This is a genomic window from Flagellimonas spongiicola (assembly GCF_023502425.1).
GTDB lineage: Bacteria > Bacteroidota > Bacteroidia > Flavobacteriales > Flavobacteriaceae > Flagellimonas > Flagellimonas spongiicola.
Genome location: NZ_JAMFMA010000001.1, coordinates 1,248,153 through 1,263,689, shown reverse-complemented (window position 1 = coordinate 1,263,689; position 15,537 = coordinate 1,248,153). Strand labels below are relative to the sequence as shown.

Below are 15,537 nucleotides of genomic sequence, written 5' to 3'. Positions count from 1 at the left end.
TTAAAATTAATAATTTGGTGAAACTTTTTAAAGAATGAAACCGTCAGCTTTACCCTTATTTTGTCTTTGGATATGTCTTATTTTTGCAGCCGCTTGTAAAAAAGAAATCAAGAGACCTATGGATATTGCACCACCGGTAGCCAAAAAACAGCCAAAACAACTTGAAAAGCACGGGGACGTCAGAATAGACGATTACTATTGGATGAACAATAGGGAGGACCAAGAAGTGCTGGACTACCTGAATGCCGAAAATGCATATTATCAGGAAATGACCAAGCACACCAAAGGTTTTCAGGAGGAGCTTTTCAATGAAATGAAGTCGAGGATTAAAGAAGATGATAATTCCGTTCCCTATAAATACAATGGATATTGGTATATAACCAAGTATCAGAAAGGTGAGGAATATCCCTTGTTTTTACGCAAAAAAGAATCACTGGAGGCAGAAGAAGAACTGATGTTTGATTGCAATCAAATGGCCAAAGAGCATGAGTTTTTCAATCTTAGAGGTATCTCTGTCAGTCCGGATAATAAATTGGCTTCCTTTGCTACAGATACCGTTTCACGCAGACAGTACACCATTCAAATAAAGAACCTTGGTTCTGGAGAGATTTATTCCGATAAAATTGAAAATACTACCGGTAGTTCAGTATGGGCCAACGATGGAAAACATCTTTTCTACACCAAAAAGGACCCGGTTACATTAAGGGCAGATAAAATTTATAGACATCGGCTGGGCACACAGGCAGAGGAAGATGTTCTTGTTTTTCATGAAAAGGACTCTACATTCAACACCTTTGTTTATAAAACCAAATCCAAAAAATACTTGGTAATAGGGTCGTCCAGCACCTTGACATCAGAATATCAAATTTTGGATGCCAACAATCCAGAAGGTGAGTTTAAGGTGTTCTCGCCACGGGAAAGAGGTATGGAATACTCCATTTCGCATTACAACGGCAGGTTTTATATCCTTACAAACAAGGACAATGCCACCAATTTTAAGTTGATGCAAACCTACGATGTGCGGACACAGGCGGAAAATTGGCAAGAATTTATTCCACATAGGGAAGATGTACTTCTGGAGGACATTGAGATCTTCAAGGATTATTATGTGCTTTCAGAACGTGAAAATGGTTTGAATCGCTTAAAAATCTCTAAATGGTCAGGCGAGTCCTATTATTTACCCTTTGAAAGTGAAACCTATGTTGCCGGACCTTCAATCAACGTGGACTTTGATACTGATAAATTCAGATACTATTACAATGAAATGGGTGCGCCCTATGCCATTATCGAATACGATATGGAGACGCAGCAGGAAGTAATACTTAAAGAACTAGAGGTATTAGGAGGTAAATTCCATAAGGATAATTACAGAACTAAGCGAGTTTGGGCCACAGCACGTGATGGCGCCAAAATTCCTATCTCAATGGTTTATCATAAGGATGTGGATTTTGACGGGAGTAGTCCTGTACTACAGTATGCTTATGGTTCTTATGGAAGCACTATTGATCCCTATTTTTCCTCCATACGATTGAGTTTATTGGATCGTGGTTTTATTTATGCCATAGCACATGTTAGGGGAGGGGAGTATTTGGGAAGAAAATGGTATGAAGATGGAAAACTATTACACAAAAAAAACACCTTCACGGATTTTGTGGACTGCTCTAAATTTTTGATTGAAGAATCCTACACGAGCCCACAACACTTGTATGCAAGCGGCGGTTCAGCAGGCGGACTATTAATGGGCGCGATAGTTAATCTTAATCCTGAATTGTACAAGGGTGTAATAGCCGCTGTACCTTTTGTAGATGTCGTAACCACTATGTTGGACGATTCCATCCCATTGACCACAGGAGAGTATGACGAATGGGGAAACCCAAATGAAAAAGAGTATTACGATTATATGAAATCCTACTCGCCATACGACAACGTAGCTCCGGCCGCCTATCCTAATCTATATGTTTCAACAGGGTTGCATGATTCACAAGTCCAATATTGGGAACCAGCAAAATGGGTAGCGAAACTACGGGAGTTAAAAACGGATGAGAACCTACTTTTCCTGGACACAAATATGGATGCAGGTCACGGTGGGGCTTCCGGAAGGTTTGAAGCTTTGAAGGAAACCGCAAAAGAGTATGCCTTTATCCTAGATTTGGAAGGAAAGATACCTTAAAATAAAAAATGTTATTTTTGTCGCGGATTTCTTGTTGACAAGTACATCAAATCCCCTTACCTAAACCCAGTTATGAAAAAACAGATAAGTGCGCATAGCAATATTCTTGAATTAATTGGAAATACCCCTCTTGTTCGACTTAACAAAATCACTGATTCACTTACGGGTAATTTTTATGCCAAAGTTGAAGCTTTCAACCCAGGGCATTCCTCAAAAGACAGGATTGCGGCCTATATTATTGAGGAAGCTGAACGTAAAGGCATCCTGAAACCTGGAAGTACCATCATTGAGACTACTTCAGGGAACACGGGTTTTAGCTTGGCAATGGTTAGCATTGTTAAAGGATACAAATGTATTTTGGCTGTTAGCTCTAAGTCCTCACCAGATAAGATTGATATGTTACGATCAATGGGAGCTAAGGTCTATGTATGCCCAGCTCATGTTAGTGCTGATGATCCCAGATCTTATTATGAGGTAGCCAAACGTTTACACAGCGAAACTGAAAATTCTATATACATCAATCAATATTTCAATGCGTTGAATATTGAAGCCCATTATAAAACAACAGGTCCTGAAATCTGGAATCAAACTAATGGAGCAATAACGCACTTAGTTGCTTGTAGTGGAACAGGTGGCACCATTTCTGGTATTGCAAGATATTTAAAAGAGCAAAACCCAGAAGTTAGGGTACTTGGTGTGGATGCCTATGGTTCTGTTTTGAAAAAATACCATGAAACGGGTGAATTTGACCATAATGAGGTATATCCATATCGAATAGAAGGTTTGGGCAAGAACCTGATACCTGCTGCAACAGACTTTAATAGTATTGACAGGTACATTAAGGTAACCGATGGTGAAAGTGCCCATATGGCGCGTAAAATAGCGCATACAGAAGGTATGTTCGTTGGTTATACAAGTGGAGCTGCAATGCAGGCCCTACATCAATTGAACATGGAAGGTGAATTTACTAAGGACAGTAATGTGGTAGTAATATTCCCGGATCATGGTTCACGATATATGAGCAAGGTTTACAGTAATGACTGGATGGAAAACCAAGGTTTTTTCGATATACAGAATGCTGAAACCCCTGAAAAAGTAGAGTACATCAAGTAAAACAGATGTTGTCATAGATCAAAGACAGCAACATTCCAATGTTGCTGTTTTTTTATGTCCGCATTTCATTGTGCGGGCTTGCTAAAAATATATATTTTTGCAGTTGAATTAATTTTAAGGTAGATGAGAGATTTATTTGATAGAATCATTGAGAATAAAGGGCCTTTGGGAAAATGGGCGTCGCAGGCTGAAGGGTATTTTGTATTCCCTAAATTGGAAGGACCTATCTCTAACCGAATGAAATTCCAAGGAAAGGATGTCATTACATGGAGTATCAATGATTATTTGGGATTGGCAAACCTACCAGAAATTAAAAAAGTAGACGGCGATGCTGCCCTTGAGCACGGTTCGGCGTACCCTATGGGAGCTCGTATGATGAGTGGCCATACGGATTACCACGAGCAATTAGAGCAAGAATTGGCCGCTTTTGTGCATAAAGAATCTTCCTATCTATTGAATTTTGGTTATCAAGGTTTCATGTCGGTAATAGACGCCTTGGTAGCTAAGGATGATATTATTGTTTACGATGTGGATTGTCATGCCTGTATCATTGATGGTGTGCGTTTGCATGTAGGAAAGCGATTTACCTTCAAACATAACGATCCGGAAAGCCTTGAAAAGAACTTGGAAAGGGCAACAAAACTAGCTACTGAAACTGGAGGTGGTATTTTGGTGATTTCCGAAGGTGTTTTTGGAATGCGGGGTGAGCAAGGAATCTTGAAGGAAATTGTTGAACTAAAGAAAAAATTCAAGTTTCGATTGTTGGTTGATGATGCCCATGGTTTTGGTACGCTTGGAAAGACAGGTGCAGGAGCTGGTGAGGAGCAGGGTGTACAGGATGAAATTGATGTGTACTTGGCCACATTTGCAAAATCTATGGCCAGTATTGGTGCATTTGTTGCTGCCGACAAGGAAATTATTGAATACCTAAAATACAATCTAAGGTCGCAAATGTTTGCCAAATCCTTACCAATGGTTTACGTTAAAGGTGCCTTGAAGCGATTGGATATGCTTCGTACGCGCCCAGAACTTAAGGCGAAGCTTTGGGAAAATGTAAATGCATTACAAAACGGCCTTCGAGAAAGAGGGTTCGATATTGGAACAACTTCCAGTTGTGTTACGCCTGTTTATTTAAATGGAAGTATTCCTGAAGCGATGGCCTTGGTAAAAGACCTTCGAGAAAACTATGGGATTTTCTGTTCTATCGTAGTTTATCCTGTTATTCCGAAAGGATTGATATTATTACGATTGATACCCACTGCTACACATACCTTGGATGATATACAGGAAACCTTGGAGGCATTCTCAGGAATCCGCGAGCGATTGCAAAACGGTACCTATAAAAGATTGTCAGCGGCTGTAGCAGCAGCTATGGGCGAATAATCAGGTAATTTTACCCAAGCCAATATAGACGGCCAAGGTCAGTATTACGAGTAGTATACTGAAGACTTTGGCATATTTCCATTGGATTATATCCACAACCCCAACATCTGTGATTTTAAAAGTGTTGATTCTCGGGTACCATCTGGAAACCAATAGCATAACTCCAATGTTCAAAATAAACTCCAGTCCCCAGATATGGACGTAATGTAGGTCTATTTTAAAAATAAAATTAACACTTACATAAAATAGCAGCCCAAACAGTAAACCAACTTTTGCTCCAATTGCCGAAACTTTTGGAAGAAAAAATCCAGCTAGGATCACTGTGGCCATAGGAATGAAGAATATGCCATTAAGTTGCTGTAGTAATTGATAAAGACCTCTTGGGGCAAAAGCTACAAAGGGTGCAATACCAATGGCGAAAACAGCGAGCAAGGCGGATGTGGATTTTCCTATCTTCACTAAAGAGGCATCAGAAGCGTTCGTATTGATGTAGCGTTTGTAAATCCCTAGACTGAATATGGTTGCTGCGCTATTCAATGCGCTATTGAATGTGCTTAAAATGGCCCCCATGAGAACCGCCACAAAAAATCCGGTCATCCAGATCGGTAGTACTTTTTTAACCAAACTCGGGTATACCAACTCTTTTTGGGTGAAAAATTGATCGTTAAAATAATAGAATGCGATAATCCCGGGGAGAACAATGATCAGCGGAATCAAGATTTTAAGTAAACCCGTGTAGAGTAATCCTTTTTGTGCTTCTTTTAAGCTCACGGCACCAAGGGCTCTTTGTATTATGGATTGATGCATGGTCCAAAAATAGAGCTGATTGATAATCAACCCGGTAAACAACACACCAAAAGGCATTATGGCATCTCTGGATCCTTGCCCAATTGAATTTTCATCACTGATAACATTGAATTTATCTGGAATCTTTTGGTATACGGATTGAAAACCTTCAAGAACGTTTCCATCCCCAATATCCCATAATGCTAGTATGGGAATTGAAATTCCCGCAATTAATAGACCTATACCATTAATGGTATCTGTATAAACAACCATTTTCAATCCACCAAAAATGGCATAGATTGCTCCAATTCCACCAACCACCACAACGGTTAACCATAGTCCTTCACGCTGCGCTATCCCTAATAAGTTGGAAATATCGAAGATTTGCTCAATACTGATTGCGCCAGAATATAGAACAATGGGAAGAAGTGTGGAAACGAAAGAAACAATCAATAATAATGCGATAATCGTTCGCGTCAATCCATCGAACCGTTTCTCTAAAAATTCTGGAATTGTGGTTAATCCCATTTTAAGATAGCGTGGCGCGAAATATAAAGCAGCAGCTACCAAAGCCAATGCTGACGTTACCTCCCAAGCAATTATAATTGCACCATGCTTATAGGCATCACCATTCATTCCAACCAAATGTTCTGTGGAAATATTGGTCAATAGGAGGGAACCAGCGATTACGATTCCCGTCAAACTCCGACCTCCTAGAAAATACCCATCTTTTGTGGACAAACGGTCTTTACGGAGCTTCCAACTTGAAAAAGCTGCAACAAAACCAGTGAAAACCAAAAATCCAAGAAACTGTACCATTCACTAGAATCGAATAGTATCCGGTAAGAATTTTGAGGCTAGATCCTCGTAGTAGGGCCTCAGTTCATCCACATTGGGACGCACTGGAGCTTTAGTATACAAATCATAGGGGTTGAATTTGTCTACCCATTTAAACATTTCATGATCATGTTTGTCCATCAAATGATTATATGCCTGCTCCCTATGTTGTGCATAAAAACTGTGATAGCGAATCATATACAGGCCTTCCTGGGGTAAATAATCTTTCATGACATGATATAAATATTCATCATGTCCCCAAGACATATCTACATTATTCAAACCGCAATTTTCCTCATAAACGCCCAATTTGGTGTTGAAACGTTCATTGGTATTGTCAGGATTGGCATCAAAAAATTCTGGGTAAACAATTTTATCTGAGAATTTGCAACCAACAGGAAACGTATCGCCAACCACTGCCCATTGGGGTTCCCCGTATAAGCATAATACTTTACCTAAATCATGAAGAAACCCGGTCAAAACAAACCAATCGGGATGACCATCTGCTCGTATGGCTTCTGATGTCTGTAATAAATGTTGGGTTTGATCTAAATCAATGTCTGGATCGGAATCGTCAATAAGCGTATTCAAGTATTCAACAGCATCCCATAAGCTCATGGGTTTTCGATCTAGCCCCAGAAATTCCTTTTTCTTTTCTTGCACAAAATCATAGGTTTGGTACTTATGGTTTTGGCGATAAAATTCTCGAACCGTATCTCGGGCAGGGTTATCATAATTTCGAAATTCCTTCTTTGATTTTTTGCCTTCCTCAGGGTATCTCTCTAGCACATCATCCTCCCATAATTCCATTAAATCATGGGCTTTTTTTCGTTCTTTTTTATTCAATTCCATAAGAAAAGCAAGGTTTTATTCTTATAAAGATATGAAAATAAGCCCGGTGCAAATTCCAAGCTATGGTGCTAATTTTTATAAATGTGTACTAGTTATAAAACTAATCAAGTACCAATTGGAATTAGGTTAGAACCCTTCTTCCTCAAGGCGTTGTAAAACTTTTTGACCGATTTGAAGGCCCCATTCTTGACCAATTGCCATTGATTCCTGCGATATTGTTGGGGTGTATTTGGCATATTTCTTACCCGTGGGACTGTCGTAGAAGTTGATCATAATCTGCAAATCCTCTTGGGTCAAATATTTTTCATAGACAGGTGTTAAGAGACTCACTAAATCGGACATTGAAGTATTTTTGAATTCCTGTTCCAGTTTATCCCAGGTTTCTGTATCAACATCGTTATAGTTTTGTCGATACATATCAAACAACTGTACGACCACTACTTGAAAAGTCTCGTAAGAACCATTTTTTTCAAACAAGTTTTGAAGTGTACCTTCATAGGTTTGGTCTTGGGCATTTGTTGTTAATCCAAGTAATGCGAAAAAAATAACTGCTACAATACGATTAATCATGACGTTAGAATTGGTTAAAGGTTATCCTGCCAAAAACGAAAATCAATACACAAAATTGTTGCTATAAATAAAATGTGAGTTAAACTAAAGTTGCTTTTTGAATGTTCTACGTCTTTTATGCGTCACAGGGTCAAAATGCTTCCACATTTGACGAATCGCCACGTTTTCTTCCAGTTCAGGCGTTCTAATACAGTTGATCACACCACGCTTCATGAAGGTTTTGTAGTATTCATTGAAAATAATGGCCGTAACTCCCTTATTTTGAAAATCTGGGTGAATTCCAATTAAATAAAAAATAACATCCTTACTGTGTTTCTTTGCTTTTAATAGATGGAAGACACCGGTTGGGAACAATTTTCCATTCGCTTTTTGGAGCGCTTTGGAAAAGGAAGGCATCACAATGGCAAATGCCACCAGGTTATCGTCGCTATTTACAATGAACTTAATGTATTCAGGATTGATAAAACTGATATATTTTTCCTTGAAATATTCTTTTTGGACATCGGTGATTTTTACAAATGAGGCCAAGCTGGAATAACTACTGTTGAAGAGATCAAACATTTTGTCCACCCAAGGCATAATTTCCTTGCTATTGGTAAAATTAAGTTCTCGAAGGCCATATCTTTTTTTAATCAACAAATTGGCTTTTTCAAAAATCTTGGGGTCCGCATTGGCAAATAGGAACTTATTTTCCAAGTATTCTTTTTCCTTAACAAAGCCGTGTTGTTCGTAATGTTTTTGATAATAGGGATGGTTATACCAAGTGATCATGGTACCAATGTGATCAAAACCATCTATTAGAACACCCACCTTATCAAGGTTTGAAAAACCAACCGGTCCTTCCATATAATCCAATTGGTGCTTTTTGCCAATCTCGGCTACTTTATCCAATAAAGCCTTTGATACCTCAAGTTCATCAACAAAATCAAACCACCCAAAACGCATTTTCAGTAGTTTTTGTTCTTTGACTTCCAGCCAATTTATAATAGCTGCAACCCGACCAACAATTTGATTGTTCTTATATGCTAGAAAGAATGTAGCTTCTGCATTTTGGAATACAGGGTTTTTTTCTGAATTGAAGGTTTCCATTTCATCTTTGATGATAGGCGGAACCCAGTACGGAGAACCTTTATAAATGGAAAATGGGAATTTTACGAATTGTTTTAAATCAACTTTGGACTGTACCTGTTTTACTGTGACCATGCAAACGAGTTTGTAAGGCCAATATTAGGAATAATCTGGTAGAAGAAAAATGAAATGCGCTAAACTTAGAAGTCAACTTTATCTTTCTTTCCTTTTTTCTTTTTTTTACGCTTCTTCTTTGCTGAATTTTTCTTGATTTTGCCTCCTTGCACTGCTTTTTGATCTTCAATAGGAATTAATTTGTCCTTATGAAAATCTAGTCTATATGACATACCTAATACGGCAAATATTCTGGACGGATCATTTTTGAATCCCGAACCTAAATGGAAATCGGCTTGAAAATCTTCATTTATTAGATAGGCCACTCCGCTTCGCAACAAAATATCCGAATATCGGTCCCCACTAAACCCTTGCCCTTCAACAAATACACTCCATTTGGGGTCACGGAAAGAATGGCTAAGAGACATGGCATAGCTCCATTCAGGGAAATCAGTACCGATTCTATCGTAAGCTACATTGGAAATCAACACAAATCGCGGTGATAATCTACTTTGGGTCGCAACCCCAACTCTTGGTGTTACGGTGCCATCTCCAGGATAGAAAGGATTATCACCCAAGGTAAAAGTGGCACCGCCGTAAATGGAAACAGCGGGTACCAAGTTTTTCAATTGAAAAACATTGTTGGCTCTCCAACTATATAGATTGGGTTTATTTTTCTCTGGATCTTTGAATGGATCGAAAATCAAGAATTTTAATCCCAAACGATTTCTTGAAAAATCGGTACGGCGTTCTTCTGTACCTAACTGTGTAAAAGTGATGTTTTGTGATATAAAGGATCCTTCATATACTACTTCCAAGGTTTCAAATAATAAACCATATCGTAGGGCAATGTCGGTTCCAAAAATATTGGAATCCGTATTAAGATCCGCATTATCCTGCTGTTCATAAACCAGCCCAATTTCAGCTTGAACTACATTCTTACCAACCGCATATGCACTAACGGCCCTACCAGGTCTATTTGAGTTGATGACATCGGTATATTGTGCCATCCCACACATTGGAATGAAACAAAAAAGGAGCAGTGCTTTTTTAAACGAGGGGAAATCCATATAACTGATTTTAATACTATTTTATGAAACTTTAGGTACGATTACGGTACTAACAATGTAATTTTGATGCAATAGCTATTGTTATATGGTTTTATTACAAACGATTTTACTAGTTATCTTAGTATACTACGCGGTTAAATTACTGCTAAGGTGGCTGGCTCCTAGACTTTTGAATTATGCGGTTCGCAAAAGCGAACAACGTTTTGGACAGCAGTTTGGTAATTTTCATGAAGCCGCTGGAAAAGAAACCAAAGATGGAGAGACTTCCATATTTAAACGACCAAACCCAAAATCCAATCCCTCAAAAAAAGTTGGAGAATACATAGATTTTGAAGAAATTGACTAATATTTGTCATTCAAAATCAATCCATGAATCTTTCTGTAAAAGCGCTTAGCACCCATTTATGTGTCATAGGCTTCTTTATTCTTTCATCCCTGTTATACTTTTATCCAGTTCTACAGGGAAAGGCCATCTTTCAGTCTGACATTGCCCAGTATAGCGGCATGGCCAAAGAAAGAAATGATTATAAAGACTTGACTGGTGAAGAATCTTATTGGACGAACAGTGCATTTGGAGGCATGCCAACTTATCAGTTAGGCGCAAATTACCCTCATGACTACATTAAGAAATTAGATCGCTTAATTCGTTTTTTACCGAGGCCTGCAGACTATCTATTTCTATACCTTATTGGGTTTTACATACTGATGCTTAGTATGAAAGTGGAGTATCGATTGGCCATTTTGGGCGCGCTTGCTTTTGGCTTTTCAACCTATTTGATTATCATTTTAGGTGTTGGCCATAATGCAAAAGCACATGCCTTGGGCTACATTCCAATGGTCTTGGCTGGAATTGTTTTAGTGTTCCGACGGAAATACCTGGCAGGTTTTATTCTAACAGCGTTGGCCATGGCCTTGGAGATTAACGCCAACCATTACCAAATGACCTATTATTTTATGCTATTGGTTTTGCTGTTGGGATTGGTACAACTTATTTATGCTATTCGAGATAAACAATTAAAACACTTTTTTTCCTCTGTTGGAATTTTAGTTGCTGCCGTTGTACTATCCATAGCCACAAATGCCACAAGCTTGATGGCAACAAAAGAATATGCCGACTGGAGTACCCGTGGTAAATCTGAACTTACCATAAATCCAGATGGCAGTGTAAAGGAAGTTTCAACCGGGCTAGATCGTGATTACATTACGTATTATAGTTATGGAATTACGGAATCACTGGATTTATTTGTGCCAAGAATGTTCGGCGGTTCTGGAAGGGAAGATTTAGGTAACAAATCAAAAGTCTACGAATACCTTACCAAACAAGGCCTTAGTCCAACCCAGGCCTTGGAAATCTCAGGACTGTATCTTTATTGGGGACCTCATCCGGCATCAGGACCTGCAGCCCCTGCATATGTAGGAGCCGTTGTTTTGTTCTTATTTATACTTGGGCTTTTCATTGCTCCCAAAAAGAAAAGATGGTGGTTATTGGCTGGAGTTGTATTGTCCTTACTGTTATCATGGGGAAAGAACTTTCCTGCTCTTACCAATTTCATGATTGATTATTTTCCCTTATACAATAAATTTAGGGCTGTTTCAAGTATTCAAGTAGTCTTGGAGCTATGTATCCCTGCTTTGGGTATTTTGGGAGTTATGGCGCTTTTTAGAAATAAAATTAGTGCCAAAAAGAAGCTGGATGCCCTAAAATGGAGTTCGGCAGTCACTCTTGGAATAGTCATTTTGATTTTTGTGTTATCCGGTATACTTTCATTTGAAGGAGCCAATGATGATACTTACAGACAATATTTTGGTGATCCTTTACTAGATGTGCTTCGTAGTGACAGGAAGGCCGTATATATCAGCGATACCTTTAGGTCTTTGATTTATGTTGCACTGGCAGCTTTGGCCTTGTGGTTTTTCATTAAGGAAAAAATTGGCAAAAACTTGGTTGCCTTGGTCATGGGATTATTAATTGTTATGGATTTAGTTGGGGTAGACCAGCGGTACGTCAATGAAGAAGATTTTGTCCGTCAGCGTCAAATCACCAATCCATTTCAAGCAAGTCAATTGGATCAGATGATCCAGCAAGATGATTCCGTATTTCGAGTATTTGATCCACAAGAAGGACTAAATGGCGCAAGAACATCCTACTTCCACAAATCCATTGGAGGTTATCATGCTGCCAAACCAAGACAACTGCAGGATTTATTTGAATTCCATTTGTATCGGAACAATTTAGAGGTGTTAAATATGCTGAATGTTAAATATATCATTCAACAAGATGAAGAAGGTAATAGTTTTCCTGCTGTAAATGATGATGCAAATGGGAATGCCTGGTTTGTGGATAACTTGATTCCTGTGGATTCGGCAAATGACGAAATTCAAGCGCTTACTGATTTTAACTCAAAAACAACTGCCGTAGTAAATACTGATACGTACCCCACGGTTACCCGCTTAAGCTATGATCAAGACTCATTAGCACAAATCCAATTGGTTGATTATCGACCTGATGTAATTACCTATAAATCTTCCAATACAAATGATGGCTTTGCTGTTTTCTCTGAAATGCATTATCCGGAAGGTTGGAATGCTATGATTGATGGGCAGTCTGTACAGCATTATAAGGTTAATTATGCATTGCGGGGAATGAAGGTGCCAGCCGGTAATCATACCATTGAATTTAAATTTCAACCAAAAGTTGTTGAGACAGGAAGTCAAATAGCAATGTTCAGCAACATACTATTGGGACTGATAATTCTAGGAGGAATCGGGTATTCCTTCCGTTCACGAAAAAAGAAAGACGAATAATGCGGAAGGTATTGGTCATAGCGTATTATTGGCCGCCAGCAGGTGGGCCAGGAGTACAGCGATGGCTTAAGTTTGTAAAGTATCTTCAAGATTTTGGGATTCAACCCATAGTTTACGTACCCGAGAATCCGCATTATCCAATTATTGATCCAAAACTTGAAAAGGAAATCCCAACAGACGTTCAGATACTAAAACAACCGATTAGCGAACCGTATTCTTGGGCTTCAATTTTGTCCAAAAAGCGGACTAAAAAAATAAGCTCAGGAATTATCCAAGAAAAAGAACAATCCCTAATTGAAAAGGCCATGTTATGGATAAGGGGAAATTTGTTTATTCCAGACGCACGAAAATTTTGGGTCAAACCGTCAATTCAATTTCTTACATCCATCATTAAACAGGAACAGATTGAAACCGTTATCACGACGGGGCCACCACATAGTCTGCATTTGATTGGATTAGGTTTAAAAAAAATGTTGAAAATCCAATGGGTTGCCGATTTCCGAGACCCTTGGACATCTATAGGATACCATAAGAAACTTCGATTGACCGTCGGATCTCAAAAAAAACATAAGCATCTTGAGAAAGAGATTCTTACCAAAGCTGACAAAATTATTACTACCAGCAAGACAACGGCCAACGAATTCAGAGCTATCACTGATAAATCAATTAAAGTTATCACCAATGGATATGATGGACCAATTAATGAACCCAACTTGGATTCAGAGTTCACCATCTCCCATTTAGGATCACTATTGACCGGAAGAAATCCGCGAAGTTTATGGAATGTTCTCAAGGAAATTGTTGCTGAAAATGCTGAGTTTGCCAATGATTTAAAAATTCAACTGGCTGGGGTAGTAGGAGGAGAGGTCCTTGAAAGCATTTCCGAAAATGGACTAACACGGTTTACTACCCAAATGGGCTACCTAGATCATGAAAAAGTGCAACAAGTACAGCGAAATTCTCTAGTATTGCTTCTACTTGAAATTGATTCTGTTGAAACCCAAGGTATCATACCAGGTAAATTGTTTGAATACATGAATGCAAGGAGACCTATTTTGGCAATGGGTCCTAGTAACTGGGAAGCAGGCGAAATGGTAAACGAAATGAGTTTAGGGAACTATGTATCCTCGGATAATCCAATGGCAATAAAACAGGTAATTTTAGATTGGTATAGTGCTTATAAAAAGGACACATTGAAAGTAGGCGCAGTTGGGGTTGAAAAATTCCACAGAAAGGAACTTACCAAAGAATTGGCTAATTTCATTTAATGGGTATTGTTTTAAAACAGACATTTAAGAATACCATTGTAACCTATATTGGTTTTGGGTTTGGTGCTATCAACACCCTTTTTCTTTATACCAATATCCTGGAACCTACGTATTATGGGTTGGTAACTTTTATTTTGGCCACTGGGGCCATTTTAATGCCCATAATGAGCTCAGGTGCACATAATGCACTTGTAAAATATTTCAGTGCTCAATCCGAGGGCGATAAGGATGGTTTTCTTACACTGATTTTATTACTTCCTCTTGCCATAATTGTACCATTGGCCATTGTTATTTGGGGTTTCCAAGAGCAAATTGCGGATTTCCTCTCTGTTCAAAATGCTCTGGTCCGTGACTATATTTGGTACTTCTTTTTAGTGGGTATGTCCATGGCATATTTTGAGTTGTTTTATGCCTGGGGTAAAGTGCATCTGAAATCTGTATTTGGTAATTTTTTGAAAGAAGTGTTTGCCCGCGTCTGCGTTAGTGTCCTTCTGTTGTTGCTTTATTGGGAAACAATAAATGTGGATGAGTTTCTAATGGCATTGGTTGGGGTTTATATGATACGAACGCTTTTGATGAAAATCTATGCTTATTATTTGCAACGACTGCGAATTAGTTTTGATTTTCCGAAACAATCAAAAGAAATAATCGGGTATGGTTTACTGATGGTGTTGGGCGGTTCGGTGGCTTTGATTTTACTTGAAATAGACAAGGTAATGATCAATCAGTTTAAATCGTTGGACAATGTTGCCTACTATGGCGTTGCCATTTACATTGCTACAAGTATAATTGTTCCAACCCGTGCGATGCATCAAATTACCTATCCAATGACCGCAAACTATCTTAATTCGGGTAACTCTTTTGAACTGGAACGGTTGTACAAGAAAACCTCTTTGACATCTTTTATTGCATCAGGAATTTTATTCGTGTTGGTGCTTTTGAATCTAAGTGATCTGTACACAATGATTCCAGAAGCTTATCGCGATGGATTCCATATTGTTTTTTTAATAGGTTTAGCCAAAGTATTAGATTCCTTATTAGGAAATATAAATGCGATCCTATACTATTCGGCATATTACAAGTGGGTGTTGGTTATGGGAATTTGTTTTGCGATTGTGACAATTTTGCTCAACCTATGGCTTATTCCAATCTATGGCATTGAAGGTGCCGCAGTGGCTAGTTTCGCTTCTATATTGCTATTTAACCTAAGTAAGTTGATATTGGTGAAGTTAAAATTTGGAATGCTCCCTATGACCGCTGCAACATTTAAGGTATTCGCTACCTTGTTATTATTAATTGCACTTTTTGCTTCGATGCAATTTCCATTTCATCCTATTATCAATATAACACTGAAATCAACATTTATTGTAGTGATGTATTTGGGGATTCTCTATCGTTTTCAAATTTCTGAAGATGTAAATGGTGTCCTTGCCAAATGGTTAAGAAAACGTGAGCCGTAAATCGCTTAATGAAAAACCCCGTAGCGGATAAATCCAACTAC

At 38.5% G+C, this 15,537-nt stretch carries 12 protein-coding genes; 7 read left to right on the top strand and 5 right to left on the bottom strand.

The features are described 5' to 3' along the window. The first annotated feature begins 34 nt into the window (after positions 1-34). The 3 genes from M3P19_RS05920 to M3P19_RS05910 all read left to right on the top strand — a co-directional run bounded on the left by M3P19_RS05920 (position 35) and on the right by M3P19_RS05910 (position 4,666). Positions 35-2,170: a S9 family peptidase gene (locus tag M3P19_RS05920; protein ID WP_249656711.1), complete on the top strand. Its 2,136-nt coding sequence runs from the start codon at positions 35-37 to the stop codon at positions 2,168-2,170. A gap of 72 nt (positions 2,171-2,242) precedes the next feature. After that, positions 2,243-3,283 (top strand): cysteate synthase, encoded by a 1,041-nt coding sequence (locus M3P19_RS05915; RefSeq protein WP_249656710.1) that lies wholly within the window; start codon positions 2,243-2,245, stop codon positions 3,281-3,283. A 123-nt stretch (positions 3,284-3,406) separates the two neighbouring features. Beyond that, on the top strand, positions 3,407-4,666 hold the full coding sequence (locus M3P19_RS05910) for a cysteate-C-fatty acyltransferase (protein WP_249656709.1): 1,260 nt from the start codon (positions 3,407-3,409) through the stop codon (positions 4,664-4,666). Here M3P19_RS05910 and M3P19_RS05905 read toward each other — a convergent pair whose 3' ends face one another. From M3P19_RS05905 to M3P19_RS05885, 5 genes are all read right to left on the bottom strand, one after another. Continuing rightward, positions 4,667-6,271, bottom strand: a complete 1,605-nt coding sequence (locus M3P19_RS05905) for a solute:sodium symporter family transporter (protein ID WP_249656708.1) — start codon at positions 6,269-6,271, stop codon at positions 4,667-4,669. Between the two features lie 3 nt (positions 6,272-6,274). Further along, on the bottom strand, positions 6,275-7,141 hold the full coding sequence (locus tag M3P19_RS05900) for an inositol oxygenase (protein WP_249656707.1): 867 nt from the start codon (positions 7,139-7,141) through the stop codon (positions 6,275-6,277). 126 nt (positions 7,142-7,267) lie between these two features. Continuing rightward, on the bottom strand, positions 7,268-7,711 hold the full coding sequence (locus M3P19_RS05895; protein ID WP_249656706.1) for a DUF2059 domain-containing protein: 444 nt from the start codon (positions 7,709-7,711) through the stop codon (positions 7,268-7,270). Positions 7,712-7,795: 84 nt separating this feature from the next. Beyond that, a complete protein-coding gene (locus tag M3P19_RS05890; protein WP_249656705.1) occupies positions 7,796-8,914 on the bottom strand; it encodes a GTP cyclohydrolase in 1,119 nt (372 codons plus the stop codon). 65 nt (positions 8,915-8,979) lie between these two features. After that, a complete protein-coding gene (locus M3P19_RS05885; protein ID WP_249656704.1) occupies positions 8,980-9,963 on the bottom strand; it encodes a transporter in 984 nt (327 codons plus the stop codon). Positions 9,964-10,048: 85 nt separating this feature from the next. On the opposite strand from M3P19_RS05885, the gene M3P19_RS05880 reads away from it, so the two are divergent. From M3P19_RS05880 to M3P19_RS05865, 4 genes are read left to right on the top strand one after another with little or no spacing between them, the layout of a single operon-like run. Continuing rightward, positions 10,049-10,309, top strand: a complete 261-nt coding sequence (locus M3P19_RS05880) for a DUF4834 family protein (RefSeq protein WP_249656703.1) — start codon at positions 10,049-10,051, stop codon at positions 10,307-10,309. A gap of 23 nt (positions 10,310-10,332) precedes the next feature. Beyond that, entirely contained in the window at positions 10,333-12,768 is a 2,436-nt protein-coding gene (locus tag M3P19_RS05875; protein WP_249656702.1) for a YfhO family protein, read from the top strand. Next, on the top strand, positions 12,768-14,036 hold the full coding sequence (locus M3P19_RS05870) for a glycosyltransferase family 4 protein (protein WP_249656701.1): 1,269 nt from the start codon (positions 12,768-12,770) through the stop codon (positions 14,034-14,036). Before M3P19_RS05875 ends, M3P19_RS05870 begins: the two co-directional genes overlap by 1 nt. Continuing rightward, positions 14,036-15,496: a lipopolysaccharide biosynthesis protein gene (locus M3P19_RS05865; RefSeq protein ID WP_249656700.1), complete on the top strand. Its 1,461-nt coding sequence runs from the start codon at positions 14,036-14,038 to the stop codon at positions 15,494-15,496. Before M3P19_RS05870 ends, M3P19_RS05865 begins: the two co-directional genes overlap by 1 nt. Positions 15,497-15,537: the final 41 nt, after the last annotated feature.

What these genes read in the sequence shown, in the direction of transcription:
- M3P19_RS05920 (WP_249656711.1), top strand. Translation starts at nt 35, where the DNA reads ATGAAACCGTCAGCTTTACCCTTATTTTGTCTTTGGATATGTCTTATT.
- M3P19_RS05915 (WP_249656710.1), top strand. Translation starts at nt 2,243, where the DNA reads ATGAAAAAACAGATAAGTGCGCATAGCAATATTCTTGAATTAATTGGA.
- M3P19_RS05910 (WP_249656709.1), top strand. Translation starts at nt 3,407, where the DNA reads ATGAGAGATTTATTTGATAGAATCATTGAGAATAAAGGGCCTTTGGGA.
- M3P19_RS05905 (WP_249656708.1), bottom strand. Translation starts at nt 6,271, where the DNA reads ATGGTACAGTTTCTTGGATTTTTGGTTTTCACTGGTTTTGTTGCAGCT.
- M3P19_RS05900 (WP_249656707.1), bottom strand. Translation starts at nt 7,141, where the DNA reads ATGGAATTGAATAAAAAAGAACGAAAAAAAGCCCATGATTTAATGGAA.
- M3P19_RS05895 (WP_249656706.1), bottom strand. Translation starts at nt 7,711, where the DNA reads ATGATTAATCGTATTGTAGCAGTTATTTTTTTCGCATTACTTGGATTA.
- M3P19_RS05890 (WP_249656705.1), bottom strand. Translation starts at nt 8,914, where the DNA reads ATGGTCACAGTAAAACAGGTACAGTCCAAAGTTGATTTAAAACAATTC.
- M3P19_RS05885 (WP_249656704.1), bottom strand. Translation starts at nt 9,963, where the DNA reads ATGGATTTCCCCTCGTTTAAAAAAGCACTGCTCCTTTTTTGTTTCATT.
- M3P19_RS05880 (WP_249656703.1), top strand. Translation starts at nt 10,049, where the DNA reads ATGGTTTTATTACAAACGATTTTACTAGTTATCTTAGTATACTACGCG.
- M3P19_RS05875 (WP_249656702.1), top strand. Translation starts at nt 10,333, where the DNA reads ATGAATCTTTCTGTAAAAGCGCTTAGCACCCATTTATGTGTCATAGGC.
- M3P19_RS05870 (WP_249656701.1), top strand. Translation starts at nt 12,768, where the DNA reads ATGCGGAAGGTATTGGTCATAGCGTATTATTGGCCGCCAGCAGGTGGG.
- M3P19_RS05865 (WP_249656700.1), top strand. Translation starts at nt 14,036, where the DNA reads ATGGGTATTGTTTTAAAACAGACATTTAAGAATACCATTGTAACCTAT.